This window comes from Kitasatospora sp. NPDC059577, from assembly GCF_042735475.1.
Lineage (GTDB): Bacteria > Actinomycetota > Actinomycetes > Streptomycetales > Streptomycetaceae > Kitasatospora.
The window spans coordinates 32,087-59,073 of the sequence record NZ_JBHWBZ010000053.1 but is presented as its reverse complement, the minus strand read 5'-3'; the positions used below and the strand labels follow the sequence as shown (position 1 = coordinate 59,073).

The following is a 26,987-nucleotide window of genomic DNA, read 5'->3' as shown; positions in this document are numbered from 1 at the left end:
CAGGCTGGGGCAGCCCTTTTCAGTACCGAGGAGGTTCCTTGTCCCGCATATCCACGACGGCCGGAGCAGTCGCCTGCGCTCTCGCCCTTGTCACCGGTTCCGCCGTCGCCGCCTCGGCGGCGCCGATCGACCGGGCCCCGGGCCTGGCCGAGGCGAAGGTCGACCCCGTCGCCTGGGCCCCGTGCAACCCCGACCCGAGCAAGCCGGACCCGGGCATCTACGACTGCGCCGTCTACCCCGTGCCGCTGGACTACGACAACCCGTCGGGCGAGAAGGTCGGCATCGCGATGATGCGGCGCCGGGCGAGCGACCCGTCGAAGCGGATCGGCTCGCTGTTCCTCAACCCGGGCGGCCCGGGCGGCAGCGGCTACCTGTGGGCGACGACCAGCCGCTTCGGCCCCGAGGTGCAGTCCAAGTTCGACCTGATCGGCTTCGACCCCCGCGGTGTGGCCCGGAGCAACCCGCTCAAGTGCTTCAAGACCCAGGAGGACGCCGACGCGGTCAACAACCGCATGGTCGGCGTCCCGGTCACCAAGGCCGAGGTCAACGAGACGCTGGACGCGGACCAGGACTACACGGACGCGTGCAGCAAGAACGCGGGCCCGCTGATCGAGCACATGTCGACGATCAACGTGGTGCGCGACCTCGACCGGATGCGCCGCGCCGTCGGTGACGCCCAGCTCAGCTTCGCCGGCTTCTCCTACGGCACCCTGATCGGTTCGACGTACGCCAACATGTACCCGAACAAGGTCCGCGCGATCATCATCGACGGCAACGTCGACCCGAACCTGCGCCTGCACAACGGCCTGGAGTACGACCGCCAGCGCGCGGGCGGCTTCGAGCTCGCCCTGGACGAGTTCCTGAAGCGCTGCCAGGCGGCCGGCGCCCCGCGCTGCGCCTTCGGCGAGGGCGACACCCGGGCCAAGTTCGACGGGCTCCGCGACCACCTGCGGACCAGCCCGATCACGCTGCCGAACGGCTCCAAGGTGACGCTGAGCAGCTTCACCAGCGAGGTCGCCAGCGCCCTGTACTCGCAGGCCAAGCTGGCCCCGCTGGCCAAGTCGCTGCAGGCCACCTACCAGGTGCTGCAGAAGCCGAACGCCGCCACCCTGCTGGCTCCGAAGGCGAACGTCGCGGAGGAGGACGCCAACCTCCTGTCGGTGAACGTGCCGCGGGCGCTGCGAGAGGCCCCGGCGGACTCCGAGTACACCGCCGACGACTCCTACATGGGCGTCAACTGCCAGGACAAGCCGTACCCGTCGAACGACCGGGTGTTCGCGAACGTGGCCAAGACCTGGGAGCAGGAGTCGCCGACCTTCGGCCGCTACCAGGCCTTCGACGCGCCCGCGTGCGCGAGCTGGCCGGCCCCGGCCCGGGACGCCGAGCGCTTCTCCGGCCCGTGGAACAAGAAGACCTCCAACACCGTGATGGTCATCGGCAACCTCTACGACCCGGCGACCCAGTACAAGTTCGCCCAGCAGATGCAGCAGGAGCTGGGCAACGCGGTGCTGGTCAGCGTCGACTCCATCGAGCACTGCGCCGTCGGCCGCAGCAAGGCGCTGAACGACCTGGTCACCCGCTACCTGGTGGACGGCACCGCGCCGAAGCCGGGCCAGCTGCTGAAGCCGGACGCGGAGATCTTCCCGGCGGTCTGAGGACCCGCCCCCCGGGAGTCCGAAGGATGAGATGACGATTGTGGTGGTCGGCTGCGCCGGCCACCACAATCGTGTTTCCGGGGCGGGTTCCGGGACCGCCCCGGAACCTGCTCCGGAATGCCCGGACAATCGTCGGCGAACCTTCCCGGGGCGGGCCGCTCCGCGTCGCGCCGACCCCGGCCGGTGCCGCCGGCAATGCCGGCCATGAGGTCCGGTGCGGTGGTCGAGGTCGGTGCCGTCGTGGATCGCCGGAAAGGACGTGGGGTCACATTTCGATCGTCGTTTCCCGACGTCGAATTCCCGTGCCGACGGGCGCCCCGCCGGTTTCTCCCGAATCGGGAAAGCGCTGACCGCGCGCCGCGGGGAACCCGGACCGGATTTCCCCCGGCGCGCGGTGCACGTTCAGTGGTGCACGTTCAGTGGTGCGCGGCTCGCGGTGCACCTTTCGCGGTGCACGTCTCGCGGTGGCGGTCACCGCCGCCGGAGTTCCGCCGAGTTCCGCCGGCAGAAGGCCCGTGACGTGCCGGTGGGCGGGTGCGGGGAGGCGCTCGGCGTCCCCGCACCCACCCACCCCACGCCCACCCACCCCACGCCCACCCGCCGCGCGGCCGGCTGCCGTCAGGCGGCCTGCCCGGCCGACTGTTCCTCGACGACCCGCCCGTCGCGCAGCTCGATCACGCGGTCGGCGAGCCCCATCAGCGTCGGGTCGTGGGTGGCGACCAGCACGGTGACGCCCTCGCTGCGCACCACCGCGCGCAGCAACTCCATGATCGAGCGGCCGGTCTCGGAGTCCAGCTGGCCGGTGGGCTCGTCGGCGATGATCAGGCCGGGCTCGTTGGCCAGCGCGCGGGCGATGGCGACGCGCTGCTGCTGGCCGCCGGAGAGCTCGCCGGGGCGCTGGTTGGCGTGGTCGGCCAGCCCGACCAGGGCGAGCAGGGTGTGCGCACGCTCCTCGCGCTCGGCGGCCGCGACCTTGCGCAGCCGCATCGGCACGCCGACGTTCTCGGCGGCCGTGAGCATCGGGATCAGCCCGAAGGACTGGAAGACGAAGCCGATCCGCTCCCGCCGCAGGGCGAGCCGGCCGTCCTCGTCGAGCCCGGCGAGGTCGATGCCGTCGAGGGAGATGCTGCCGCCGGTCGGCGAGTCCAGGCCACCGACCAGGTTGAGCAGGGTGGTCTTGCCGGAGCCGGACCGGCCCTTGAGTGCGGCGAGTTCGCCGCGGCCGACGGTGAAGGAGACGCCGCGCAGGGCGTGCACGGTCCGCTCGCCGGTGCCGAAGCTGCGCCGGAGGTCGGTCACGGCCACCATCGGTTCGGTGGTCGTGACGGTCGCGGTGGCGGCCTGATCCTGTGTCATGCGGCGTCCCCCTGTGGGCGTGGCGACCCGGTCCTATCCGGTATCCACGGATGCGGCGGCTCCGCCGGTTCACGTTCCGGGACGGGAATCCGGGAAGGCGGAGTCCGCGGCCGTGGGAACGCGGTGGAGCCGGAGTTCTGAAGTGTTCATGGCATTTCAACGGCACATCCTCGGCCGGGATGCTACCAATGAAAGGAATTTGCTCACTGCTTACTTGATTCGCGCAAGTCCCTTCCGTTCCTGGATCGAATCTGACAGCATCGTCCGCTATCCGGTGATCGAATGCCGGTGTTCAATGCGTCGGTGTGCTCTCGATGTGTCCATCCGTGGCCGATTTGTGTCCGGATCGGGTCGATGGGCGGTGCCGGTGGACGCTACCGGGGACGCGATCCGGGGGAGGAACTTGATGCTCGGCTTCGTCGTGCGCCGACTGCGCGGGCGACTGCCGCTGGCTGCCGCCGTCCTGCTGACGGTGCTGATCACCACGGCGGTGCTCACCGCCCTGGTGACCTTCAACAGCAGCGTCGGCCAGGCCGGCCTTCGGCAGGCACTGCAGGGCCCCGGCCACGCCCGGACCACGGTGGTGGTGACCGCCGAACACGGGCTCGACCAGCGGCAGAAGGACGAGGAGGCGCTCGCCTCCTACCGGCAGAAGCTGTTCGGCGACCTGCCCGTGCGCACCGACAGCCTGCTGCGCAGCCGTTCCTACGGCCTGCCCGGCAGCACCGCGGCCGGTGCGGCGGGAGGGGCCGACGCGGCAGGAACGGCGCCCGGAGCGGCGCCGGGAACGCCGGCAGCCGGCGGGACGGCCGGTCAGGCCGCCGATGCCAAGGTGGACCTGACGGTCCTCGCGGACCTCGACCGCGACCGCGTCCGGCTGGTCGCCGGGGCGTGGCCGGGCGCCGCCACCGCACCCGTCGGCGCCACCGGCCCGCAGGTCGCCGTCCCGCAGAGCATGCTGGGCCGGCTCGGCCTGACCGAGCAGGCGCTGCCCGCCGACGTCCGCCTCACCGACCGGTTCGACGGCAAGCCGCTGACCGTCCGGGTCACCGGCGCCTACCGGGCCGTCGACCCCTTCGCCCCGTACTGGCGGATCGACCCGGTCGGCGGCCACGAGGTCGAGGTCGGCGGCTTCACCACCTTCGGCCCGATGATGGTCGACCAGAGCGCCTTCACCGCGGGCGGTCTGCTGCAGAGCAGCCGCGGCTGGCTGCTCGACGCGGACTTCACGGGCGTCGACCGGGACACCGCCCAGGCCATCGGCGACCGTGCCCCGGGCCTCACCGCAGACCTGCGGAAGGCCGCCTCGCTCGGTGTGACGACCGAACTGGCAGACGTCATGCGCGAGTTGTCGGCGAGCATGATGGTCGCCCGGTCCACCCTGCTGATCGGCGCGCTCCAGCTGGCCGTCCTCGCCGCCGCGGCCCTGCTGCTGGTCGTCCGGCTGATCTCCTCCCGTCAGGAGTGGGAGAACGAACTGCTCGCGGCCCGCGGCGCCTCCGGTGCCAGGCTCGGTGGCTTCACCGCCCTGGAACTGGTGCTGCTCGCAACACCCGCGGCACTGTTCGCCCCGCTGCTCACCCCCTTCTTGGTCCGCGTCCTGGCCGGCCTCGGCAGGGCCCACCAGGTCGCCCTGGACACCGGCATCAGCTGGACGCTCTGGCCCGTCGCCCTGCTCTGCGCCCTCGCCTGCATCGTGCTGGCCACCGTGCCCAGCCTGCTGCGCGGCGCCGGCGCGGCCCTGCGCCGCCGGGCCGGAAGCCGCCAGGCCGTGGTCTCCGGCATCGCGCGCAACGGCGGCGACCTCGCCCTGCTGGTCCTGGCCGCCCTCGCCTACCAGCAACTGAGCCAGTACGGGGGCGGGCTGTCCACCGACTCCTCGGGCAAGCTCGGCGTCGACCTCCTGCTGGTCGCCACCCCGACCCTGGCACTGTGCGCGGGCACCCTGGTGGTGCTGCGCCTGCTGCCGCTCGCCGCCCGGCTGGGCGCCCGGGTCGCCGCCGGCGGCCGGGGCCTCGGCCCGGCCATGGTCGGCTGGCAGCTGGCCCGTCAACCCGCCCGCGCCACCGGCCCGGTGCTGCTGCTCGTGATGGCCGTCGCCACCGGCGTCCTCGCCCTCGGACAGCAGGCCACCTGGAACGCCTCCCAGCGGGACCAGGCCGCCTTCACCACGCTCGGCGGCCTGCGCATCTCCGCCTCGCACAGTTCGCTGATGGGCCAGGCCGGCCGCTTCGGCGCCCTGCCCGGCGGCGACCGGCTGGTCCCCGTGGTGCGCGAGGAGCAGCAACTGCCCTCCGGTACCGGACAGGTGCTCGCCCTGGACACCGCCGCCTTCGCCGACCGCGTCCCGGTGCGCGAGGACCTGCTGGACGGGCACACCCGGGACGAGCTGTTCCGTCCGCTCGCCCTTCCGGCCCCGGCCGGTGCGCCGGACGGGGTGCCGGTGCCCGGTCACCCGCTGCGGATCGACGCCGAGCTCGCGACCGACTCGACCGGGTTCCCGTCCACCGAGCCGTCCCTGCGGGTGACGCTCCTCGTCCGGGACCGCTTCGGCATCGTCTACAAGCTCCCGTTCAACGGCGTCCCGACCGACGGCGGCCTGCGCGGCTCGGCCTCGCTGAGCACACTGGTCGACGCCCCGCTGGGCTCCGTCGCCGCACCCCTGACCGTCGTCGGGGCGACCGCCGCCGCCAGGAGCAAGACCGACCTCGACACCGCGTTCCGCTCACTGGCCGTCTCCGACACCGAGGCCGGGCCCGCGACGGCCGTCCCGCTGCCGGCCGGCATCTCCTGGGGGGCCCGGGGCGGCGGCAAGGCCGGCGCACCGGCCACCGTGCCGGGTGTCGCCACCCGTGACTACCTGAAGGCCATCGGCTCCTCGGTCGGCGACACCGTGCGGGTGCCGTTCGGCGGGGCCACCCTCCCGATCAAGGTCACCGCCGCCGTCGAGGCCCTGCCGGTGGCGGGCCGCAACGCGGTCGTGATCGACCTGGCCACCACCGCGCGGGCGCTGCTCGTCCAGCACGGCACGGTCGCCAACAACGCCGAGTGGTGGCTGCCCGCCACCGGCCCGGACGACCACACCCCGGCGCAGGCGGCCGCGGCCCTCCGCGCGGCCCCCGGAGCGCAGGACGTCCGGCTGTACGACGAGGTGGCCGAGGGCTTCCTCAGCGACCCGGTCGGCGCCGCCCCGCAGAGCGCGCTGACGGCCATCGCGGTCGTCACCGCCCTCCTCGCGGCGATCGGCTTCGGCGCCGCCGTGGCCGGCTCCGCCCGTCAGCGCTCCCAGGACGCCGCCCTGCTGCTCGCCCTGGGCGCGCCCCGCCGGACGGTGTCCCGTACCACCACGGCCGAGCCGGCCATCCTGGTCGCCCTCGGCGGAGCCGTCGGACTCGGCCTCGGGGCGCTGCTCGTCCACCTGATCGTGCCGTTCGTCGTGCTGACCTCCGCCGCGCACCGGCCGCTACCCGAGGCAGTGGTCGAACTGCCGCTGGGCCAGGCGCTCCTGCTCACCGCCGCGATCGCCGTCGTCCCGCTGCTGTCCGCCTTCCTCGTCGGACGCCGTCGTCGGAACGTGGCCGCCCGGCTGCGCCTCGTGGAGGAGATGTGACCACCAAGGCCGGCACCCCCGTGCCCACCCCCGCCTCCGCCCACCGGCCCGCGAGCTGGGTCCGCACCAGGTTGCGCGCCAACCCCGCAGCGGCGCTGCTGATGGCGGCCCTCACCCTGGTGACGGTCTTCCTGGCGGCGGCCTTCCCCCGCGTCGCGGACCGGGGCGCGGACGCCGCCCTGCGGGACTACGTGAGCCACCAGGGCCTGAACCTGACCAGCCTGCAGACGACCACCAAGACCCGGACGGGCGACACCGCCGCCGGGCTGGACACCGCGCGCGAGCAGATCACCGCACGGATCGGCCGGGAACTGACGCTGTCCCGGCCCGGCGAGGCCTACGGCACCAAGGCGCAGACCGAGGCCAGGATGAACAACCCGGGCTACGCCCGGCTGTCCGACAACGCCGCGCCGACGATCTCCCTGCTCTACCTGCACGGCCTGGCCGACCGGGTCACCCTGACCACCGGGGCCTGGCCCGGGCCCGCCCCGGCGGCGGTCGGCGCCCCGCTGCCGATCGTGGTCAGCGAGAAGGCCGCGGCGACCGTCGGCATCAAGCTCGGCGACACCGTCGACAACGGCGCCGGCGGACCGGGCACCGGGGCGAACAGCGTGGTGACCGGCTTCTACCGCGTCAACGACCCGCTGGACCCGTTCTGGGACGACCTCGGCTGCCCGGCCCGGGCCTGCCTGCACATAGGGCCCGGTGGCACCAACTGGTGGCAGACCACCGGCTTCGTCGACAGCGGAAGCATCGCCGCGCTGGCGCTCTGGGGCTCGGGCGGCGACAACTTCTGGCGCCTGCCGGTCGAGGCCTCCTCGCTGCGCGCCGACCAGCTCGACCGCACCCGCGCCACCCTCGCGTCCTTCCAGACCGGACGCGGCGCCTCGGACCTGGTCGACGCCACCAAGCGCGCGGACCTGCACACCACCTCCAACCTGTCCGACCTGCTCACCCGGGCGGACGCCCGCTACCAGGCCGCCATGCCGCTCAGCGCGATCGGCCCGGCGGGTGTCGCCGGGGTCGCCGTGGTGGTGCTGTTCCTGGCCGCGGCCCTGACCACCGACCGTCGCACCGCCGAGATCCGGCTGCTCCAGGCCCGCGGCGGCTCGCGCGGCGGCGTGCTGCTGCGCCTGCTCGGCGAGGGTGCGGTCACGGTCCTGCCGGCCGCCGTGCTCGGGACGGCCCTCGCCCTGGTGCTGCTGCCCACCCCCCGGTGGGAGTACGCCGTCCTGGCGGCCCTCGTCGCGGCCCTGCTCGCGCTGCTGGCCTTCCCGGCCCGGGCGGCCCTGCTGTGGTCGCGCCGCCGTACGGTCGGCGGCTGGCGCCGGGCGATCGGCGAACTCGCCGTCCTGGCCGTGACCGCCGCGGCCGTGGCCGAGGTCCGGCGCCGCGGGGTCGGACACTCCGGCGTCGGCGTGGACCCGCTGCTGGTGGCCGCGCCGCTGCTGCTCGCCGTCACCGGCGGGCTGCTGCTGGCCCGGATCGAACCGGTGGTGGTCGGCTGGCTGGCCGCGCTGACCGGTCGCGGCCGGGGCCTGATCGGCTTCCTCGGCCTCGCCCGGGCGGCCCGTGACAACTCGGGCCGGCGGCGCCCCTCCGCGCTTCCGCTGCTCGCCCTGCTGATCGCCGTCACCACGGCCGGCTTCGGTGCCACCGTGCTCGACACCGTGGACCACGTCCGGATGCGTGCCGCCCGCATCGCCACCGGCGGGGACGCCTCGGTGGCGATTCCGGAGTACGCCACCCTGTCCGAGTCGTTCACCAAGGCCGCCGGTGCCCTGCCCGGGGTCCGCGCCGCGACCGGGGTCCGGGTCGAGGGCAAGGCCCTGTTCATCGGCGCCGACAAGCAGTCCACCGAGGCCTACCTGGTGGTCGCCGAGCCGACGGCGTACGCCGAGATCGCCCGGACCACCGGGCGCGGCGAGTTCGACCCGGCGAAGCTGGCCGGGGCGCCCGGCAGCCCGGACACCGCGGTGCCCGCGCTGTTCAGCCGCGACCTGGCCGCGCGCCTGGCCGCCGGCGATCCCCAGGTCCGCGTGCCCAGCGGGAACCAGGTGCGCACCACCGTCGCCGGGACGGTCGCCGCGACCCCCGCGCTGCCGGACCCGGGCAAGCCGTTCATCGTGCTGCCGGCCGGCCCCGCCACCGAACGCCTGCCGGAACTCGGCCGGGTGAACAAGTGGTTCGCGGTCGGCGACCCCGACCCCGAGCAGGTCCGGGCGGTCCTCAGGGACGGCGGCGTGACCCAGCCGACGGGCATGGCCAAGCTGATCGCGGACGAGGCCGCGGCCGCCGGCAAGGCCACCCACGGCCTGCCCGCGGGATACACCGTGCACAGCAGCCGGGAGACCGCCGCGGACCTCGCCGACGACCCGCTGCAGCACGCCGCCGGCCGGCTGTTCTGGTACGCGGCCGCCGCCGGCGGCGGATTCGCCCTGCTCGCCGTCCTGTTGACGCTGTTCCGGGCCGCGCCCGACCGCACGGCGGTGCTGGCCCGGCTGCGGACGATGGGCCTGCGGCCCCGGCAGGGGCTGGCGCTGATCGTCGCCGAGGCACTCCCGCAGACCCTGGCGGCAGCCGTCGGCGGCGGCCTGGTCGCCGCGGCCGCGGTCGCCCTGCTCGGGCCCGCGTTCGACATCTCCACCCTGGTCGGCGCCAAGGTCGGCGACGCCCTGCAACCCGCGCTGATGCCGGTGCTGCTGCCCACCGCGGGCCTGGCCCTGCTGGTCGGCCTCGGGGTGGTGGCGGAGACGCTGGTCGCCGGCCGGCGGCAGATCGCCACCGAACTGCGCGCGGGGGAGCAGCAATGACACACGTGGCGTTGACACGCGAAGCAATGACACGCGAAGCAATGACACACGAAGCAATGACACGCGAAGCGGTGGCACGGGAAACGCTGCCACGGGCCGCGGCGGCGGACCGCTTCGTGACACCGGCGAACGCCGCCGGGGCCGTGGGAACCGGCACGATGAAGCACACAGTCGAGACAGGAGACGAGCGGTGAACAGCACCCCCCAGGGGCAGACGGTCGTCGAGGCCCCCAGCCTGCAGGAACTCCGGCAGCGGGCGCTTGCCGCGGCCTCGCCCAAGGCCTACGGCGAGGGCGCGGCCATCGTCTGCGACCGGCTGGTGCGGATCTTCAGTGCCGAGGGCGTCGAGGTCCAGGCGCTCCAGGGCCTGGAACTGACCATCCGGCAGGGCGACCTGGTCGCCCTGGTCGGCGCCTCCGGCAGCGGCAAGTCGACCCTGCTCACCATCCTCGCCGGGCTGGACGTGCCGACCGCCGGCACCGCCACCGTGGCCGGCTGCGACCTGCTGGAGATGTCCGTCAAGGAACGGCTGCGCTACCGGCGCGAGGTGGTCGGCTTCATCTGGCAGCAGACCGCGCGCAACCTGCTGCCCTTCCTCACCGCCGCCGAGAACATCGCCCTGCCCATGCAGTTGCGCGGCCGCCGGTCGGGCGCCACCGGCGCGAAGCGGCAGGCGGCCAGGGTGGCCGAGTTGATGGAGGCGCTGGAGATCGGCGAGCTCGCCCACCGCAAGCCCAACGAACTCTCGGGCGGCCAGCAGCAGCGGGTGGCGATCGCGGTGGCGATGGCCAACAACCCGCCGGTGCTGCTCGCCGACGAGCCCACCGGTGAGCTGGACTCCGAGACCGCCGGGGTGATCTTCGAGTCCTTCCGCACCGTCAACCGCGAACTCGGCGCCACCGTCGTCATCGTCACCCACGACCCGATGGTCGCGGGCGAGGTGCGCCGCACCGTCGCCATCCGGGACGGCCGGACCAGCAGCGAGGTGCTGCGCCGCACCGTGACGGACGAGCACGGCGAGGAGTCGGTCAACGAGCGCGAGTACGTGATGCTGGACCGCACCGGCCGGGTGCAGCTGCCGGTCAAGTTCCTGGAGGCGCTGGGGATGGAGCACCGGGTCGCGGTCGACCTCGCGGCCGACCACATCGAGGTGCGCCCGGACGACATCGCGGGGCACTGACCGGGGTCCGGCTTCCGGTCGCCGGGTCACGGGTCGTCGGCTTCCGGTGGCCGGGTCACGGGTCGTCGGCTTCCGGTCGCCAGGTCACGGGCTGCCGGCTTCCGGTGGCCGGGCGCCGGTTTCGGGGAGACGGCTTCCGGGCGACGGCGGCGGACGGTGTCAGTCGTCGTCGCCCATCCGCCGGAAGAGGCCGCTGTTCTCGGCGTCCGAACGGAGGTCGGGCGGTGTCTCCTCCGCGGCGCGCTCTCCGCGCGACGCGGAGGTGCACAGGGCGAAGACGAGCAGGGCACTGGCCGCCACGGCGAGGATGCCCAGTGCGGTCAGGACGCGTAGCCAGGTCAAGGTAGTGCCTCCTGGGGGACGGTGCGGGGAACGCTGCCGGGGATGTATCGGCAGGCGGGCCCGCACGGTCGAGTGCCCACGGACGGTTCTTCCCGCCGGGTGCCGGGCGAGCGGTGGCCCGCTTGGGCGCTCGAAGCACGGCCGGGGCGTGTCACGCCCCCTCGCGCGCCCCTGCGGTGGCGGCGGTCCGGCCGCTGCCGTCGGTCGGGCCCTTGCCGCCGTCGGTCGGGCCGTTCCGGTTGCCGGGGCGGCCGCGGTCGGCCGCCAGGGCGCGCAGGAGGCCGAGGTCCGGCTTCCCGAGGCCGTTCAGCGGGATGGCGGGCAGCAGGAGGACGGTGTCCGGCGCGCACCGCGTGCCGCCGTGCTCCCGGCTCCAGCGCCGCAGTTGCCCGGCCGTCGTCCGGGACCCCTCCGCGAGGGCCACCGCGGCGTGGACCCGCTCCAGCCGGTCCGGGTCGGTGGTCGTGAACATCACCGCCTCGTGGACGTCCGGGTGGGCGCGCAGCGGCTCCTCGACCTCGCGGGGGAACACATTGTGCCCCTCGACGATCGCCATCGGATCCCGCCGCCCCGCCACCGTCAGGTAGCCGGCGGCGTCCAGGCTGCCCAGGTCACCGGTGTGCAGCCAGCCGTCCCGCAGCATCGCGGCGGTCGACTCCGGGTCGCGCCAGTAGCCGACCATCGCCGTCGGCGTACGGACGCAGATCTCCCCGGTACGCCCCGGGGGCAGCTCCGCCCCGTCCTCGTCCAGGACACGCACCCCGGTGTCCGGGTACGGGCGCCCGGCGGTGACCAGCAGCCGGGGGTCCAGGTGCTCGTCCGGGCTCAGCCGGGCGACCGGCCCGCACTCCGTCAGGCTGTAGGTCTGGTGCAGCACCCGGCCCAGCCGCCGGGTCGCCTCCGCCAGCCGCCGGGGCGAGGGCGGGCAGCCGGTGTAGCCGATGCGGCGCAGGCTGCCGGTGTCGGTCGCGGGCAGCAGGGGATGGTCCAGCAGCCGGTACAACAGGTGCGGCGGCAGGTACATCCGGGACACCCGGAACCGCTCGACCGCCGCCAGCACGGCCCCGGCCTCGAAGCCCTCCTGCAGCACCACGGTGCCGCCCGCCGCCAGCGCGAGGTCGGCGGTCGTGCCGCCGCCGTGGCAGAGCGGCGTGCACAGCAGGAACGTCGAACCGGCCGGCAGCAGCGGGCGCGGCGGCCGCGCGAAGCGCCGCAGCACGCCCTTCGGCCGTCCGGTGGTGCCACCGGTGAACCGCACCGCCATCACGTCCTCGGGCCCGTACCGGGGGGCGAACGGGGCGGCGGAACAGTCGGCGGCGAGCCCCAGCAGGTCCTCGCCGAGCCCGAGCGGCGCCGGGCCGAGGGACAGCAGGGCGGCCCCGGGCACGGCACGCGCGACCCCGGCGGCCGCGGGCGAGCAATGCAGGGGGTCGAAGACCAGCGCCGAGGTCCCGGCGAACTCCGCCAGCGCCACCTGCTCCGCCACCGGCCCGTCCGGGAACGGCATCGCCACCCGGCAGCCCAGCAGGTTCGCGGCGAGCCGCACCAACAGCGCCTCCGGCCGGTTCCCGGCCAGCACCGTCACCCCGTCCCCGCGCCCCAGCCCGACCCGCTCCAGCGCCCGGGCCGTGCGGTGGACCGCGTCCAGGCAGTCCTGCCCGGTCAGCGCGGACTCCCCGGCAACCCCGGACCGGACCGCCACCCGCCCCGGGTCCCGCGCCAGCCCGTCCAGCACCAGCCCGGTGTACGTCGAAGCCACATCCGCCATGACCCGCCTCCCGTCTGACGGTGCGTCAGCCTAGTGGACGGGCGGCCCGGGAGCGCACCGCGGTCGCCCGGAGCCACCGGAGCACCGTCGGCCGGGCGGGGGCGCGGACCGGGCCGCCGGACCGGACACGGCGCCTGGGCACCATCGCCGGGAGCAGCCCCCGGCGCGCGGGTGACGGCGCGGGCCGGGGGTTGACGAGGGCCGGGGGTTGACGAGGGGCCGCCGCGCGCAGTTGTTAGGGTTCCCGGTCGGATGGAAACGGGGGAAACGGGGGAAACGGTGGGCGGCGGGGTGGACGCGGTCGTGGTGCCGCACGCGGTGGTCGACCTGCGGGGCGAGGCCGGGGCGGGGTTCGTCGTGGCCTACCCGGCGGACGCCGTCGTGGTCGTGTCCGGCCTGCCGGGCGCCGGGAAGAGCACGCTGCTGCGCCGGTGGTCCGGGACGGCGGTGCGCGCGGTGGACCCGCGGACCGTGCACGAGGCCTGCGAGGCGGTGATGCCGGCGAGCCTGCCGTACGCGGTCTACCGACCGTGGGCCCGGCTGGAGCACTTCCGGCTGCTGCGCTCCTCGGTGCGGCGCGGCGGGCCGCTGCTGGTGCACGACTGCGGCAGCCGCGCCTGGATGCGGCGCTGGCTGGCCCGGGAGGCCGGCCGCCGCGGTCGCGAACTGCACCTGGTGCTGCTGGACGTCGGCGCGGCGACGGCGCTGGACGGCCAGCGAGCCCGCGGCCGGCACTCCTCCAGCCGGGTGTTCGCCCGCCACCACCGCGGCCTGGAACGGCTGTTGGAAGCCTTCACCCGGCACGTGCGCGCCGGCGGGCCGCTGCCGACGCCCGAGGCCTCCTCGGTGCTGCTGCTGGACGCCGCCTCCCGCTCCCGCGCCGAGGCGGTGCGGTTCGGGGTGGACCGCTGAGCTCAGCGGTGGGCGCGGCGCTCGGCCTCGGCGTGCCACCAGCCGGGCGGGGAGGGCCCGTCGACGGCGGCGGTGGGCTGCTCGGGGTGGAGCCCCAGCGGGCGCAGGGCATCGGCCGATACCTGGACGTCGAACCAGCCGCGCCAGTGTCCGTCCGGGCCGATCCCACAGGTCAGGCCCCAGCGCACCGAGTTCGTGGCGAACGGCATCCAGTCGATGCCCCGGTCGCGCAGTCAAGCGCGGACGGCGGCCCACGGGGTGAGGCGGCCGGGCAGGTTCTCGTAGGCGGCGACGGTGATCCAGTCGGTGTCGGGCTCGCGCATGGGGACATCCTGCCGGGACGCGGCGCCGCCGGGGGCGGAAAATCCGCTCGCACCGGGCCCGCCCCCGGCCCTACGCTCGGCGCGCCGAACGCGCAACGCGCAACGCGCAACGCGCAACGCGCAACGCGCAACGCGCAACGCGCAACGCGCAACACGCAACACGCAACACGCAACACGCACCACGGAGCGCAGGGGGACGGATGGGCAAGGCCGACGCCGTACGGGCGGCCAACGCACTGGGCGTGCGATGGGTCGAGCGGACCGACCCGGCGGAGGGGACGGTCCTGATGCCGGCCGGTGTCTGGCCGCTGCTCGGGCTGCTGGCCCCGGCCGGGAGCCCCGAGGTCCGGGGTGAGTTGGCGCAGGCGCTCGGCATGCCGCCGGAGGCCGCCGCCGACCGCGCCCGGGATCTCCTCGGCCTGCTGCGGGACGTCCCGGTGGTCGGCTCCGCGCTCGGCCTCTGGACCTCGCGGCGCCTGCGGCCGCGCCCCGAGTGGCTGTCCGGTCTCCCGCCGGCCCTGCACCGGCGGCTGACCGGTGACGTGCCGGAGGACCGTCGGCAGCTGGACGCCTGGGCCAGGAACGCCACGGACGGCCTGATCGACGCGATGCCGGTGGAGGTGGACCGGGACACCCGGCTGGTGCTGGCCGCCGCACTCACCGTCCGCACCGACTGGATCCGCCGCTTCGACGAGGTCCACGGCGTGCCGTACGGCGTGGACGACGCCTGGGGCGAGCCCGTCCGCTACCTGACGCGGTGGACGTCGATGCTCGACCGGGTCGCCGTCCTGGAGACGCCGGCGGGCCTCGTCACCGAGGCCAGGGTGCTCGGCTACGGCGACATCAGTGTCCACCTGCTGCTCGGCGAGCCCGACGCCCGGCCCGGCCGGGTGCTGGCCGCCGGGATCGAGGTGCTGGGCCAACGACACCGGCGGACCACGGCCGACCGCCTGCCCGACGGCGCCCCCGGCCCCGGTCTCACGATCGCCCGGATCGCGCGGTACCAGCCGGAGGACCTGCTCTCGGTGGTCGTCCCGCAGTTCACCGTCGAGGCCGACCACGACCTGCTGGCCCACAAGGCGGTCTTCGGCCTGAAGACGCTGAGCGCCCGCTCCGAGACCGAGCACCGGCTGCCCGGCCTCGCGGACGGCGAGCCGCTGTACCTGAACAGCGCCCGCCAGCGGGCCACTGCCACCTTCGGCCCGCGCGGCTTCCGGGCCGCCTCGGTGACCGCCCTCGGCGTGGCGATCGGCGCCGCCGCGACGACCCGCCGCCCGCCCTACCAGCAGCGGATCGCCCGGGTCGGCTTCGGTCGCCCCTTCGGCTTCCTCGCGGTCCACCGCACCTCCGGTCTGGTCCTCGCGGCGGGCTGGGTCACCGAGCCGGACCGCGAGGCCGAGCGTGAGCCGGAGACCGACCCGTGGGAGGAGTGGCAGGAGGAGGACTGACGGACGGACGGGGAACCGACGGACGAACGGGGAACCCACGGACGGGGCCGACGGGTGGGGGACGGACGGATGGATGGCCGTCGGCCGGGGTGCGTGATCACCACAACACCCCGTGGCGGCCTGCGCGCTGACAGACTGGGAGCAGCACAGTCCGTCACGGAGAGAGGCCACACCCCGCATGCCCAGCAGCGCTGCCGTCGACAACCCGTGGTTCCGCCGGTTCAACCCGTCCGACTCCGCGCCCGCCCGGGTCGTGATCTTCCCGCACGCCGGCGGCTCGGCCAGCTACTACCTGGAGTACGCCAACGCGCTGGCGCCGCACGCGGACGTGCTCGCCGTCCAGTACCCGGGCCGGCAGAACCGCTTCCTGGAGCCGACGATCAGCTCCGTGGACGAACTCGCCGACGAGCTGTTCCGCGAGCTGCAGGACTGGACGGACCGGCCGTTCCTCTTCTTCGGCCACAGCATGGGCGCGGCCGTCGCCTTCGAGACCGCGCGGCGCTTCGAGCGCCACGGCGTGAAGGGGCCCGAGAGGCTGTTCGTCTCGGCGGGCCGCGCGCCCTCGCTTCCCCGGGACAGCGAGGTGCACACGCTGCCGGACGACGAACTGTTCGCCGAGATCGTCGAACTCGGCGGCACCGACGAGCGGATCCTCGACATCCCCGCGCTGAAGGAACTGATCCTGCCCGCCCTGCGGGCCGACTACACCGCCATCGAGACGTACCGCTGCGCCCGGGACGCGACCGTGTCGGTGCCGATCACCGGCCTGGTGGGGGAGACTGACCCGAACGCCACGGTGGAGCAGGTCGGCCAGTGGGACCGGCACACCACCGGCGGCTTCGACCTGCGGGTCTTCCCGGGCGGGCACTTCTACCTGGCCGACCGGATCGCCGAGGTCGTGCAGCTGGTCGTCAGCCGCCTGCACGGCTGAGCCTGCCCGGAACCGGCCCTCCGCACGGGTGACCGAACCCCGTCGGCTCGGCTACTGTGCCAGCGTGACGGGCCGTCAGCAGACGGTCAGCAGAGCACCGGGAGGCCGTGTTGCGCCGGATCGCCGTCGTCGGAGCGGGCCAGGCCGGCCTGCAGTTCGCGCTCGGGCTGGTGGCGGACGGGTACGAGGTGACGCTGGTCGCCGAACGCACCCCCGAGCAGGTGCGCGGCGGCCGGGTGCTGTCCACCCAGGCGATGTTCGGCCCGGCGCTGCGGATCGAGGCGGCGGCCGGGCTGGACCTCTGGGCGGACCGGGCGCCCGCCGTCTCCTCGGTCGACGCGGTGCTGGTGGCGCCGCCCGCCGTCCGGGCGCTGGAGTTCACCATGACGCTCGACGAGCCCGCCCAGTCGGTGGACCAGCGGCTCAAGCTGGCCGGGTGGCTGGAGCTGCTGGCGGAGCGCGGTGCCCGGGTCGAGTACCGCGCGCTGGACCGGGAGGGACTGCACGAACTGGCCCGCCGGCACGAGCTGACCGTGGTCGCGGCCGGGCGCGGCGAACTGGCCGGGATCTTCGACCGCGACGCCGGCCGCTCGCCGTTCGACCGGCCGCAGCGGAACCTGTCCTGCCTGTACGCGCACGGCGTCGACGCGCCCGACCCGGCCGCCGGGCCCAGGGCCCGGATGCACGCCCTGCCCGGCCTGGGGGAGCTGTACCTGCAGCCGGCGCTCACCCACTCCGGTCCCTGCTCGGTCCTGCTGTGGGAGGCGCTGCCCGGCAGCCCGCTGGACGTGTTCGGCGACGACCCGGCGCCCGACGTCCGACTGGACAGGATCCGCGCCCTGTTGGGCGAGTACCTCCCGTGGGAGGCGGAGCTCTGGACGGCCGCCGAGCCGACCGACGCCGGGGCCGGGCTGTCCGGCGCGGTCACCCCGACGGTCCGCCGCACGGTGGCCGAACTGGGATCGGGCGTGGACGCCGTCCACGTGCTGGGCCTCGGCGACGCGGTGGTGGTGAACGACCCGATCACCGGCCAGGGCGCCAACAGCGCGGCCCGCGCCGCGGAGGCCTGCCGGCGGGCCGTCGTCGAGCACGGCGACGCCCCGTTCACGGCCGACTGGATGTGCCGCACCGCCGAGCGGTTCTGGCAGCAGCACGCCCGCCACGCCGTCGGGTTCACCGCCACGATGCTGACCATGCCGGACCACCTGCAGGGTGTGTTCGCGGCCGCCGCCGAGCGCGAGGAGGTCGCCCGCCGCCTCGCCAACACCTACGCCGAACCGAGCGACCACGCCGCCTGGCTGGCCACCCCCGACCTGACCGCCGCGTACCTCGCCCCGCAGGGCACCGTGCCGTAGTTGTCGGCTGGGACGCCTCCTGCGTGAGCGCGCGGGAGCGGGCCGAACCGTCCGGCCTCGCGAAGGCCTTCATGGTCGATCCGTTCGAGACCGACATCCTCCCGGGATTCCGGGGCGACCTCGACGAGGAGGACCGGGACCGCCCGCCGGACGACAGCGCCGGCGCCCTGCCGGACCTCGTCGACCGCGGCCGGATCTCGTTGACCGCGGCCGGATCGAGGCCCGGCGGATCGTGCCCCGGGTCTCACCGACCGGCGAGGAGGGGTACGGGCTCGGAGACCCGGCGCCGGTGGACCGCCTCGCGACCGTCCTGAGGACGAGTCCGGGTGGGAGCCCCCGGCGGACGGCACCTGGGTCGGCGCCCTTGATTCCGATCGAGAGCGACGCCGGGAAGCGAGACCGACGCCGGGAAGAGGGGCAGCCGCCGCTCGCCGGGGACGGGGACGACGGGGACGGGGACCCGCTGGGGTCCGCCGCACTTGCCCCCGGGCCGTCCGCAGGACGACGCTGGAGGGGAGGACGGCAACGGGTTCGCGAAGCAGTGGGCTCGGAAGCAGCGGGTCCGCGAAGCAACGGGTCCGCGAAGCAGCGGGTCCGCTAAGCAACGGGTTCGGGAAGCAGCGGGTTCGGGAGGCGTCTCCCGTGGACGGACACGAGTCCGCGGGCCGGTCCGGGAGCGGTCACCGCAGCGTGCCGCACACGGCCGACCTGCGGGTGGAGGCCTGGGCGCCGACGGCCGAGGGCTGCATCGGCGAGCTGGTGCACGGTGTCGTGCACAGCTTCGCCGACCTGAGCGGTGCGCGGATCGTCGGCGAGCGCGGCTGCACCGTCGTCGCGGCGAGCGACGCGGACCTGCTGGCGGGCGTCCTGGAGGAGGTCGTGTACCGGATGGACGCGCACGGCGAACTGCCCGTCGCCGTGGCGGTCGGCGGCATCGAGGGGCCGGGCGGCGCCCGGACCGTCGCGGTGCGGTTCCGGATGGCGGACACCGCGACCGCGGCCCTGGTCGGAGCCGTGCCGAAGGCCGTCTCGCTGCACGACCTGGACCTGTGCGCCGGGCCGCACGGCTGGACCTGCCGGGTCACCGTGGACGTCTGAGCCCGGGGAGTGCCGGAGCAACCGGGCGGCGGAACAACCGAGCGGCGGAGACCGCGGCAGCGGGCGCCGTCCGCGGGAACGGGGTGAGCGAGGTGGAGATCGCACTGACCGAGGCGGGCCGGCACCGCTGGCGAATCGAACCGCGCCCGCCGATGCGGGTGCCCGGCATCGTGTTCGCGTCCGCCGCGCTGCTGCCGCAGGCCGCCGGGGACAAGGCACTGGAACAGGTGGCCAACGTGGCGACCCTGCCCGGGATCGTCCGCGCCTCCTACGCGATGCCCGACGTGCACTGGGGCTACGGCTTCCCGATCGGCGGGGTCGCGGCCACCGACGTCGCCCGGGGCGGGGTGGTCTCGCCCGGCGGGGTGGGCTTCGACATCTCCTGCGGGGTCCGGCTGCTGGCGGCCGGCGTCGCCCGGCACGAACTGGACCACGAGCGGATCCGCCGCCTGATGGACCTGCTGGACCGCACCGTCCCGCGCGGCCTCGGCCGGGGCGGACTGTGGCAGCTGTCCGGGCCCGGGGAACTGGACGACCTGCTGCTCGGCGGCGCCCGCTACGCCGTCGAGCACGGCCACGGCGTGCCGCGCGACCTGGACCGCTGCGAGGACGGCGGGGTGCTGGACGGCGCGGCCCCGGGGGAGGTGAGCACCCGGGCCGTCGAGCGGGGGCTGCAGCAGGTCGGCAGCCTCGGCTCGGCCAACCACTTCCTGGAGGTGCAGGCCGTCGACCGGGTGACCGACCCGGACACCGCGGCCGCCTTCGGCCTGCGGCCCGGCCAGGTCTGCGTCATGATCCACTGCGGCTCGCGCGGCCTCGGCCACCAGATCTGCACCGACCACGTGCGCGCCATGGACCGCGAACTGCACCACCACCGGATCGACCTGCCGGACCGCCAACTCGCCTGCACCCCGGTCGACTCGCCGCGCGGCCGCGCCTACCTGGGCGCGATGACCGCCGCCGCCAACTACGGCCGCGCCAACCGGCAACTCCTCTCCGAGGCGGCCCGCCGCGCCTTCGCCACCGCGCTCGGCGTCGGACTGGAGCTGGTCTACGACGTCTCGCACAACCTCGCCAAGCTGGAGACCCACGAGGTGGACGGCGCGCCCCGGACGCTGTGCGTCCACCGCAAGGGCGCCACCCGCGCGCTGCCGCCCGGAGACCCCGACCTGCCCGCCGACCTGGTCGACGCCGGCCAACCGGTGCTGGTGCCCGGCACCATGGGCACCGCCTCGTACGTCATGGTCGGCCTGCCCGGCAACGAGGCCTTCCGCTCCGCCTGCCACGGCGCCGGCCGGGTGCTGAGCCGGCACCAGGCACTGCGCACGGTGCGCGGCGAGCAGCTCGGGAGCGATCTGGAGGCGCGGGGCATCGCGGTGCGCCCCGCCTCGTGGCGGGCGCTGGCCGAGGAGACCCCCGAGGCGTACAAGGACGTCGACGCGGTCGCCGCCGTCACGGAGGCGGCCGGGCTGGCCCGGCAGGTCGTGAGGCTGGTGCCGCTGGGCGTGTGCAAGGGGTGAACCGGGTGCCCGCCGCCCGCCTTCGCTTCCGCCGCTGCTTGCCCCTGCTCGCTCTCTGCCCGCCGCCCGCTCTTTGCCCGCCGCCGGTCCGCTGCCCGCCTTCGGTCCGCGCGTCGGGGCGGTCCGCCGGTCCGCCGCCCGCCGCCGGTCTGCACCCGGTCGTCCCGGCCGGGTCTCTCGACAGGCCGTCCCGCGGGCGCTTTGATGGCCGACGCACCCGTCACAGGAGGTGGTCCATGCCAGGCAACGGAACCGGGCCGGTGATCGAGCTGACCTCGCTCACCAAGCGGTACGGCAGCACGGTCGGCATCGAGGGACTGGACGTGTCCGTGGCGGCCGGCGAGGTGTTCGGCCTGCTCGGCCCCAACGGCGCGGGGAAGACCACCACCCTGCGCTGCCTGGTCGGTCTGCTCGGCCCGACCGGCGGCCGGGTGCGGGTGCTGGGCCTGGACCCGGTGGCCGACCACCGCCGGCTCGCCCCCTCGATCGGCTACCTGCCCGGCGAACTGCGGCTCTACCCCGAACTCACCGGGCGCCAGACCCTCGACCTGCTCGCTGCCCTCCAGGGCGCCCCGGTGCCGCGCCAAGGGGAGCTGTGCGAACGGCTGAAGCTCTCCCGGGCCGATCTGGCGCGCCCGGTGGGGGAGTACTCGCGCGGTATGAAGCAGAAGCTCGGGCTCGTCCAGGCGCTCCAGCACCGGCCCGCCGTCGTGGTGCTGGACGAGCCGAGCGAGGGGCTGGACCCGCTGGTCCAGGAGACGTTCTACGAGTTGCTCGCCGAGGAGACGGCCGCCGGGCGGACCGTCCTGCTCTCCAGCCACGTGCTGCCCGAGGTGCAGCGCACCTGCGGGCGGGTCGCCATCGTGCGGCACGGCCGGCTGGTGACCGTCCGCTCGGTCGCCGAACTGCGCGAGGCCCGGGCCCGGAAGGTCCGGCTGGTCCTCGCCGACGGGCTGGGCGCCCGGCCGCTCGGCGCCGCCGAGCGGTGGTCCCCGCGCTGGGACGGCGGGCGGGTCGAACTGCTGGTACCCCCGGACGAGGTGGTCCCGGCCGTGCGCGGCCTGCTGGCCGAACTGCCGGTGGCCGACCTGACCGTGGAGGAGGCGGGCCTGGACGAGGCCTTCCTCGACCTCTACCGCTCGGACGACGACGGCTCGGACGACGACCGTGCGACAGGCAAGGGCTCGGACGACGGCCGCGCGACCGGCGAGGGCTCGGACGACGCCCGTCCGACCGGCGCCCGTCCGACCGGCGACCCCGATGACCGGAGCCGTGCCGACGGCGCCCGTCCGACCGACGACCGTCCGCCGACGACCGAGGAGCAGCCGTGAACCCGGGCACCGTCAGCCGCCGCCTCCCCCTGGTCTGGCTCGCCCTGCACCGGCGCCGCCGGATGCTGCTCTCGCTGCTGCTGGGCATGGTCGTCTTCGAGACCCTGATCGTGGTGATCGCCGGGACCGTCGCGCCCGGTGACCTGTTCGGCGCCGCCCGCCGCAACCCGCCCGGTGCCTTCAAGGCGTTCAGCGGTTCCAACGGCGACATCTCCATCGCCAGCTACCCCGGACTGCTCGGCGCCGGACTCACCCACCCGTTCTGGATCGCCCTCCAGCTCACCGTGATCGGCTCGCTCGGTGCCGCCGCCGTCGCGGCCGACGTCGAATCCGGCACCATCGAGCTGCTGATGACCCGCCCGGTCTCCCGGCGCCGGCTGCTCGCCGAACGGGCGGGTGCCATGATCGCCGCCTCGGTGCTGCTCAACGCCGCCGCCACGCTGACCATCGCACTCGGGGTGGCGTTCTCCCCGAAGCTGCGCGCCGCCGTCCCGGAGGGCGCGGTGTTCACGGCCGGACTGCTCGGCTGCGCCCTCGCGTTCTGCCTGACCGGGCCGGTGCTGGCGGTGTCCGCGCTCAGCCGGCGGCGGGCGTACGTGGTCGGTGCGGCGGTCGTCTTCGGGGCGGTCGGCTTCGCGCTCAACTTCGTCGCGCTGGCCTGGGCGCCGGCCCGGCCGCTGCGCTACCTCAGCCCGTTCCACTACTACGCCCCGGGCGACGTGCTCGGCCACGGCGGGGTGCCGTGGGCGGCGCTGGGCGTGCTGGTCGGGGTCGGCCTGCTCGGTCTGCTGGCGGCGTTCCGGCTGCTGGAACGCCGGGACCTGGCGATCTGACAAGGGCGGTGCCGGCCGACCGGTACCCCGGCGCAGCGGCCGGGGCGCCGCTCCGGCATGCTGTACCCCCGCCGACCCGGCGGCGATGATCATTCTGCGTGGACGGACCGATGGACAGCAGCGACGACAGACCCGCCCCGCCCCGCGAGGCGCGGCGCCCGCCGACCCGGCGGACGGCCCGCCCGACAGCCCGCCCGACAGCCCGTGCGACGGACGGCCCGGGGACCCGGCGGGTGCCCAGGGCCCGGGTGGCGGCGCTCCTGGTGGCCGCGGCGCTGGCGGGCTGGGGTGCCGCCACCGCCCCGGACTGGAACGGGCCGTGTGACCCGGGCTTCCCCGGCGTGGACGAACTGCGGGACGCCCTGCCGGTCTTCGCCTGCTTCACCGTGGGCGACCGGACGACCGCCGGCTACCGGCTCGACGTCCGCTACTCGGGGAAGGAGCACGACCCGGAGGAGGCCCTGTCCGTCGCCCGTCAGGAGGCCGGGGTGTTCTGGCAGCGCTTCCCCTACCCGGTGTCGGGCGTGCACATCGACACCACGGCGGCGTTCGGCGAGTCGGCGGTCAAGCAGGTGACGCTGGACGCGGGCGAGTTGACGTCGCGGTTCGGCCCACAGCCGGCCGGGCCGGGCGCGCGCTTCCCCGGACAGCCGGTCGGGCGCACCGAGGTCGTGCTGTGGGCGGTGTGCGGTGGGCTGCTCGCCGTGGCGGCGGGGCTGCTGCGCCGCCGCCGGCCGGGTCGGCGGTCCGGGGCTCAGCAGGCGCGGGCCGCCGCCAGCAGGTGTTCGCGGACCAGGGCGACGTGGGGGTTGGCGGACCCGGCCGGCCGCCGGACCAGGTAGGCGGTGTTGATCGGCGGGTCGGCCGGCTCGTGCAGCAACCGCAGCGCTCCGGAGGCGAGTTCGGCCCGGCAGAGGTAGCCGGGCAGGACGCTCCAGCCCGCGCCCGCCGTCACCGCCGCCAGCACCGCCCGCAGGTCCGGCACGGTGAGTGCGGCCCGGGCGTGCAGTCGCCGGTCGAAGACGTGCCGCCAGTAGCGGCGGGCGATCGGCAGGTCCTCGGCGTAGCTGAGCAGCGGCACCTCGGCCAGCGCCTCGGGCAGGTCCCGGCCGGCCAGCCGGTCGGCCCACGCGGGTGCGGCGACCAGGACGAACTCCTCGTCGGCCAGGGGTTCGGAGAGCAGCGTGCGGCCGCGCGGACGCCGGGTGGCGATCACCAGGTCGTGCCGACCGGCCCGCAGTTCCTCCAGCAGCGGGTCCGTCAGCCCGCCGGTCACCCGGAGCCGGACGCCCTCGGCGACCAGCGGTGCGAGCTCCGCCAGCAGGACGGTGCCGAGGAACTCCGCCGGCCCGGCCAGGTGGACCGGCTCCGGGACGCCACCGCCGCGTCCGTCGGCGAGGCCCGCCAGTTGGTCCAGCGGGACCGCCAGGCGGGCGGCGAGGTCGTCGGCGTACGGCAGCGGACTGACCCCGCGCGCCCGGCGCTCGAACAACTCCCGGCCGAGCCGCTGCTCCAGCGCGCGGATCTGCGCGGTCACCGTGGACTGGGACAGGCCCAGCAGGTGTGCGGCCGCGGTGAAGGATCCGGCGCGGTGCACGGCGAGGAAGGTCCGCAGCTGGTTGAGGTCCAGCGGGCCGGAGCCGGACAGCAGCCGGTCCTCCGTGGTGGGGCGGCTCGTGGTGGGGCGGTTCGTGGTGGGGCGGCTCGTCGTCCGACCGCTCGTCGTCCGACCGCTCGCCGTCCGATCGCTCGTCGTCCGATCGCTCATGCCGCGAGGGTACGGGATCCCGATGGCTGGGCCGACCGTGCGAGGCATCGGAATTCCGATGCCTCGCATCGCGTGGCCCATTGGTTCCCGTGGGCCCGCCGGGTCTAGCGTCGACGGTGTGAGCGCCGCGGCGGGGGTCGTCGCGGCGGGGAACGCACCACTGGAGGCACCCACGATGGCCGACATCCTGTTCGTCCTGACCGGCTCGGACGTCTGGACCCTGAACGACGGCACCAAGCACCCGACCGGCTTCTGGGCGGAGGAGGCCGTCGTCCCGTACCAGGCCCTGACCGCGGCCGGGCACCGGGTCGTCGTCGCCACGCCGGGTGGCGTCGTCCCGGTCGCCGACCGGGCCAGCCTGACCGACCCGGCGATCGCCTCGGCGCTGGAGGCGATCGAGGAGTTCCGCCGGCCGCGCGTGCTCGCCGGGACCGACCCGGCCGACTACGACGCCGTCTTCTACCCGGGCGGCCACGGCCCGATGGAGGACCTGGCGGTCGACGCCGACTCCGGCCGGCTGCTGACCGCGGCACTGGCGTCCGGCCGCCCGCTCGGCGTGGTCTGCCACGGCCCGGCCGCGCTGCTCGCCGCCCGCACCGAGGACGGCGGTTCGCCGTTCGCCGGGTACCGGCTGACCGGCTTCACCAACGCCGAGGAGACCCAGGCCGGTCTGGCGGACCGGGCGCCCTGGCTGCTCCAGGACCGGCTGGTCGCCCTCGGCGCGGACTTCCGGGAGGGCGAGGCCTGGGCGCCGCACGTGGTGGTCGACCGCAACCTGGTGACCGGCCAGAACCCGGCCTCCTCCGCGCTGGTGGCCGCCGAACTGCTGAAGCTGCTGCAGGCGTAGCCGCCGCGGGCCGGGCCCGCCCGGGCGGTGCGCCCGGGCCGGCCGGCGCCGACGGTCGTGGCAGGCTGCCCGGGTAGCACCGCCGCCCGTGACCAGGAGCACCGCCATGGACCGACCCGCCGCCCTCCACCCTGCCGCACTCCGACCCGCCGCCCTCCGCCTCGACGCCACCGCCTCCGGACACCCGGCGGGCATCCTGGACGCCGCTGAGCGCGCCGAACGCCGGGGCATGGACCGGCTGGTGGTCGCCGAGACGGCGTACGACCCGTTCCTCCAGCTGGCCCGCGCCGCCGACCGGACCACGTCGATCGAACTGGCCACCGGCATCGCGGTGGCCTTCGCCCGCACCCCGATGACGCTCGCCTACCAGGCGTGGGGGCTGCACGCGGCCTCCGGCGGACGGGCCGTCATCGGGCTGGGCTCCCAGGTCAAGCCGCACATCGAGAAGCGCTTCGGGATGCCCTGGGACCGTCCGGCCGTCCGGATGCGCGAGTACGTGCACGCGGTGCGGGCGATCTGGCACAGCTGGCAGACCGGTGAACGGCTGCGCTTCCGGGGCGAGTTCTACACCCACACGGTGATGACGCCGGTCTTCTCGCCCGACCCGGTCCCGGCCGGGGTGCCGCGGATCCTGCTGGCGGGCGTCGGGCCGCTGATGACCCGCACCGCCGGGGCGGTGGCCGACGGTTTCCTGAGCCACCCGTTCTCCTCCACCGCGTACCTGGCCGAGCAGGTGCTGCCCGGCCTGACCGAGGAGCGGGCGCGGGCCGAGGCGGAGGGCGCCGCGTGGACGGAGCGGCCGTTCGAGGTCGTCGGCAACGTGCTCACCGCCGTCGGACGCACCGAGGAGGAACTGGCGGCCGGCCGCGCCGCGACGCGCGAGCGGCTCGCCTTCTACGCCTCCACGCCGGCCTACCGTCCGGTGCTGGCGCAGCACGGCTGGGAGGACCTGCAGGAGGAGTTGCACGCCCACTCGGTGCGCGGGCGCTGGGCGGAGATGGCCGCGCTGATCGACGACGAGGTGTTCGACGCCTTCGCGGTGTCCGGTTCGGTCGAGGAAGTGGCCCGGGAGGTGCGGCGCCGGTACGCGGGCCTGGTCACCCGGCTCTCCGTCAGCCTGCCCGAGGACGCGGACCCGGAGCTGGGCCTGGACGTCCTGGCAGCGGTGCGCTCCCTGGACTGACGTCCGGAGCGCGGGCCGTGCAGTGCGGCACCGACCGGTACGGTCCGGAAACGGGCGGGATACGAACGATGCGGGTCGTCGATCGGGCGACTGGTGATCAAGTCCGGGCAGATTCGGGCAACGGGTTTCCGGTGGTGAGGGCGGGAGGCAGGATCGCGGTGACAGGCCGGGCCGTGCGACGAGGCGTGGCCCTCCGGGCCTGTCATGTCTTGGCCAGCCGTTCCTTCCCTGGCCATCCGCTGCCGATCGTGGGGGTACCCGCGTGTCCGTGTCCGACGACCGCCCCGCCGACTACGACCTCGCGGAGCGCTGGGACCCCGTCGAGGCCGCCGAGGCCGACGAGTTGGCCGACCTGGACGAGTTCCTGCGCGTCTGCGCCGAGCTCACGGGCTTCGACGTGCCCGAACTGCGCGCCACCGGCATGGCGGACGAGCACCACCGCACCGTGCTGGCCCACCGGGTCCGGGACGAGCACGCCCTTGTGCACCTCTGGTACGTCGGCGCCTGGCCCGGCGAGGCGCCCAGCTCCGCCCGCGCCCACGACCGGGGCCTGGTCTGGCGGACCTTCCGGGCCGTCCCGCCCGGGGCCGCCGCGCCCGGGTACGGCAGCTGGGCCGCCGCGCCCCCGGGGGGGGGGGGCCCCCGGGGCGCGGGGGGGGGCGGGCCCCCCCGGGCCCCCGCGGGGGGGGGGGGCGGTTAAAAAAAACACACCCC

Annotated in this window: 21 protein-coding genes; 16 read left to right on the top strand and 5 right to left on the bottom strand. The window is 75.2% G+C overall.

Annotated elements, in window-relative coordinates; genetic code table 11:
• The first annotated feature begins 38 nt into the window (after positions 1 to 38).
• Positions 39 to 1,655: an alpha/beta hydrolase gene (locus ACFV0O_RS31300; protein WP_380347103.1), complete on the top strand. Its 1,617-nt coding sequence runs from the start codon at positions 39 to 41 to the stop codon at positions 1,653 to 1,655.
• A 618-nt stretch (positions 1,656 to 2,273) separates the two neighbouring features.
• On the opposite strand, the gene ACFV0O_RS31295 is transcribed toward ACFV0O_RS31300, so the two are convergent.
• The gene (locus ACFV0O_RS31295) at positions 2,274 to 3,011 is read right to left on the bottom strand and encodes an ABC transporter ATP-binding protein (protein ID WP_380347101.1); all 738 of its coding nucleotides are present in this window, start codon (positions 3,009 to 3,011) and stop codon (positions 2,274 to 2,276) included.
• Positions 3,012 to 3,417: 406 nt separating this feature from the next.
• On the opposite strand from ACFV0O_RS31295, the gene ACFV0O_RS31290 reads away from it, so the two are divergent.
• From ACFV0O_RS31290 to ACFV0O_RS31280, 3 genes are all read left to right on the top strand, one after another.
• Positions 3,418 to 6,621: an FtsX-like permease family protein gene (locus ACFV0O_RS31290; RefSeq protein WP_380347100.1), complete on the top strand. Its 3,204-nt coding sequence runs from the start codon at positions 3,418 to 3,420 to the stop codon at positions 6,619 to 6,621.
• Positions 6,618 to 9,434 (top strand): hypothetical protein, encoded by a 2,817-nt coding sequence (locus tag ACFV0O_RS31285; protein WP_380347098.1) that lies wholly within the window; start codon positions 6,618 to 6,620, stop codon positions 9,432 to 9,434. Before ACFV0O_RS31290 ends, ACFV0O_RS31285 begins: the two co-directional genes overlap by 4 nt.
• Positions 9,435 to 9,624: 190 nt before the next feature.
• A complete protein-coding gene (locus ACFV0O_RS31280) occupies positions 9,625 to 10,614 on the top strand; it encodes an ABC transporter ATP-binding protein (RefSeq protein ID WP_380347097.1) in 990 nt (329 codons plus the stop codon).
• A 159-nt stretch (positions 10,615 to 10,773) separates the two neighbouring features.
• Here ACFV0O_RS31280 and ACFV0O_RS31275 read toward each other — a convergent pair whose 3' ends face one another.
• Both ACFV0O_RS31275 and ACFV0O_RS31270 read right to left on the bottom strand, forming a co-directional pair.
• Entirely contained in the window at positions 10,774 to 10,956 is a 183-nt protein-coding gene (locus ACFV0O_RS31275) for a hypothetical protein (RefSeq protein WP_360255514.1), read from the bottom strand.
• 151 nt (positions 10,957 to 11,107) lie between these two features.
• A complete protein-coding gene (locus ACFV0O_RS31270; protein WP_380347096.1) occupies positions 11,108 to 12,724 on the bottom strand; it encodes an AMP-binding protein in 1,617 nt (538 codons plus the stop codon).
• A gap of 252 nt (positions 12,725 to 12,976) precedes the next feature.
• On the opposite strand from ACFV0O_RS31270, the gene ACFV0O_RS31265 reads away from it, so the two are divergent.
• The gene (locus tag ACFV0O_RS31265; protein ID WP_380347095.1) at positions 12,977 to 13,636 is read left to right on the top strand and encodes an AAA family ATPase; all 660 of its coding nucleotides are present in this window, start codon (positions 12,977 to 12,979) and stop codon (positions 13,634 to 13,636) included.
• A 2-nt stretch (positions 13,637 to 13,638) separates the two neighbouring features.
• Here ACFV0O_RS31265 and ACFV0O_RS31260 read toward each other — a convergent pair whose 3' ends face one another.
• Positions 13,639 to 13,845, bottom strand: a complete 207-nt coding sequence (locus ACFV0O_RS31260; RefSeq protein ID WP_380347094.1) for a hypothetical protein — start codon at positions 13,843 to 13,845, stop codon at positions 13,639 to 13,641.
• Between the two features lie 314 nt (positions 13,846 to 14,159).
• Between ACFV0O_RS31260 and ACFV0O_RS31255 the strand changes: the two genes are divergently transcribed.
• From ACFV0O_RS31255 to ACFV0O_RS31220, 8 genes are all read left to right on the top strand, one after another.
• A complete protein-coding gene (locus ACFV0O_RS31255; RefSeq protein WP_380347092.1) occupies positions 14,160 to 15,407 on the top strand; it encodes a serpin family protein in 1,248 nt (415 codons plus the stop codon).
• Between the two features lie 178 nt (positions 15,408 to 15,585).
• Positions 15,586 to 16,338 (top strand): alpha/beta fold hydrolase, encoded by a 753-nt coding sequence (locus ACFV0O_RS31250; protein ID WP_360255507.1) that lies wholly within the window; start codon positions 15,586 to 15,588, stop codon positions 16,336 to 16,338.
• Positions 16,339 to 16,448: 110 nt separating this feature from the next.
• On the top strand, positions 16,449 to 17,693 hold the full coding sequence (locus ACFV0O_RS31245) for a styrene monooxygenase/indole monooxygenase family protein (protein ID WP_380347090.1): 1,245 nt from the start codon (positions 16,449 to 16,451) through the stop codon (positions 17,691 to 17,693).
• Positions 17,694 to 18,335: 642 nt separating this feature from the next.
• Positions 18,336 to 18,791 carry an archease gene (locus tag ACFV0O_RS31240; protein WP_380347088.1) on the top strand — a complete coding sequence of 152 codons (456 nt, stop codon included), beginning with the start codon at positions 18,336 to 18,338 and terminating at the stop codon, positions 18,789 to 18,791.
• A 92-nt stretch (positions 18,792 to 18,883) separates the two neighbouring features.
• The gene (locus ACFV0O_RS31235) at positions 18,884 to 20,311 is read left to right on the top strand and encodes an RtcB family protein (protein ID WP_380347086.1); all 1,428 of its coding nucleotides are present in this window, start codon (positions 18,884 to 18,886) and stop codon (positions 20,309 to 20,311) included.
• A gap of 236 nt (positions 20,312 to 20,547) precedes the next feature.
• A complete protein-coding gene (locus ACFV0O_RS31230; RefSeq protein ID WP_380347085.1) occupies positions 20,548 to 21,642 on the top strand; it encodes an ABC transporter ATP-binding protein in 1,095 nt (364 codons plus the stop codon).
• On the top strand, positions 21,639 to 22,475 hold the full coding sequence (locus tag ACFV0O_RS31225; RefSeq protein ID WP_380347083.1) for an ABC transporter permease: 837 nt from the start codon (positions 21,639 to 21,641) through the stop codon (positions 22,473 to 22,475). The genes ACFV0O_RS31230 and ACFV0O_RS31225 overlap by 4 nt, the downstream gene beginning before the upstream one ends.
• 233 nt (positions 22,476 to 22,708) lie before the next feature.
• Positions 22,709 to 23,317 (top strand): hypothetical protein, encoded by a 609-nt coding sequence (locus ACFV0O_RS31220; RefSeq protein WP_380347081.1) that lies wholly within the window; start codon positions 22,709 to 22,711, stop codon positions 23,315 to 23,317.
• On the opposite strand, the gene ACFV0O_RS31215 is transcribed toward ACFV0O_RS31220, so the two are convergent.
• Complete coding sequence (locus tag ACFV0O_RS31215; protein WP_380347079.1) at positions 23,230 to 24,243, bottom strand: LysR family transcriptional regulator; 1,014 nt, start codon at positions 24,241 to 24,243, stop codon at positions 23,230 to 23,232. The genes ACFV0O_RS31220 and ACFV0O_RS31215 overlap by 88 nt on opposite strands.
• A gap of 175 nt (positions 24,244 to 24,418) precedes the next feature.
• On the opposite strand from ACFV0O_RS31215, the gene ACFV0O_RS31210 reads away from it, so the two are divergent.
• The 3 genes from ACFV0O_RS31210 to ACFV0O_RS31200 all read left to right on the top strand — a co-directional run bounded on the left by ACFV0O_RS31210 (position 24,419) and on the right by ACFV0O_RS31200 (position 26,973).
• The gene (locus ACFV0O_RS31210) at positions 24,419 to 25,090 is read left to right on the top strand and encodes a type 1 glutamine amidotransferase domain-containing protein (protein WP_360255674.1); all 672 of its coding nucleotides are present in this window, start codon (positions 24,419 to 24,421) and stop codon (positions 25,088 to 25,090) included.
• A gap of 106 nt (positions 25,091 to 25,196) precedes the next feature.
• Positions 25,197 to 26,273 (top strand): TIGR03617 family F420-dependent LLM class oxidoreductase, encoded by a 1,077-nt coding sequence (locus ACFV0O_RS31205; RefSeq protein ID WP_380347077.1) that lies wholly within the window; start codon positions 25,197 to 25,199, stop codon positions 26,271 to 26,273.
• A gap of 268 nt (positions 26,274 to 26,541) precedes the next feature.
• Positions 26,542 to 26,973, top strand: a complete 432-nt coding sequence (locus ACFV0O_RS31200; RefSeq protein WP_380347076.1) for a hypothetical protein — start codon at positions 26,542 to 26,544, stop codon at positions 26,971 to 26,973.
• Positions 26,974 to 26,987 lie beyond the last annotated feature (14 nt).

Coding starts and splice junctions, on each gene's coding strand:
- ACFV0O_RS31205 (WP_380347077.1), top strand. CDS start 25,197: ATGGACCGACCCGCCGCCCTCCACCCTGCCGCACTCCGACCCGCCGCC.
- ACFV0O_RS31270 (WP_380347096.1), bottom strand. CDS start 12,724: ATGGCGGATGTGGCTTCGACGTACACCGGGCTGGTGCTGGACGGGCTG.
- ACFV0O_RS31295 (WP_380347101.1), bottom strand. CDS start 3,011: ATGACACAGGATCAGGCCGCCACCGCGACCGTCACGACCACCGAACCG.
- ACFV0O_RS31260 (WP_380347094.1), bottom strand. CDS start 13,845: ATGCCGTTCGCCACGAACTCGGTGCGCTGGGGCCTGACCTGTGGGATC.
- ACFV0O_RS31290 (WP_380347100.1), top strand. CDS start 3,418: ATGCTCGGCTTCGTCGTGCGCCGACTGCGCGGGCGACTGCCGCTGGCT.
- ACFV0O_RS31210 (WP_360255674.1), top strand. CDS start 24,419: ATGGCCGACATCCTGTTCGTCCTGACCGGCTCGGACGTCTGGACCCTG.
- ACFV0O_RS31250 (WP_360255507.1), top strand. CDS start 15,586: ATGCCCAGCAGCGCTGCCGTCGACAACCCGTGGTTCCGCCGGTTCAAC.
- ACFV0O_RS31255 (WP_380347092.1), top strand. CDS start 14,160: ATGGGCAAGGCCGACGCCGTACGGGCGGCCAACGCACTGGGCGTGCGA.
- ACFV0O_RS31230 (WP_380347085.1), top strand. CDS start 20,548: ATGCCAGGCAACGGAACCGGGCCGGTGATCGAGCTGACCTCGCTCACC.
- ACFV0O_RS31265 (WP_380347095.1), top strand. CDS start 12,977: ATGGAAACGGGGGAAACGGGGGAAACGGTGGGCGGCGGGGTGGACGCG.
- ACFV0O_RS31215 (WP_380347079.1), bottom strand. CDS start 24,243: ATGAGCGATCGGACGACGAGCGATCGGACGGCGAGCGGTCGGACGACG.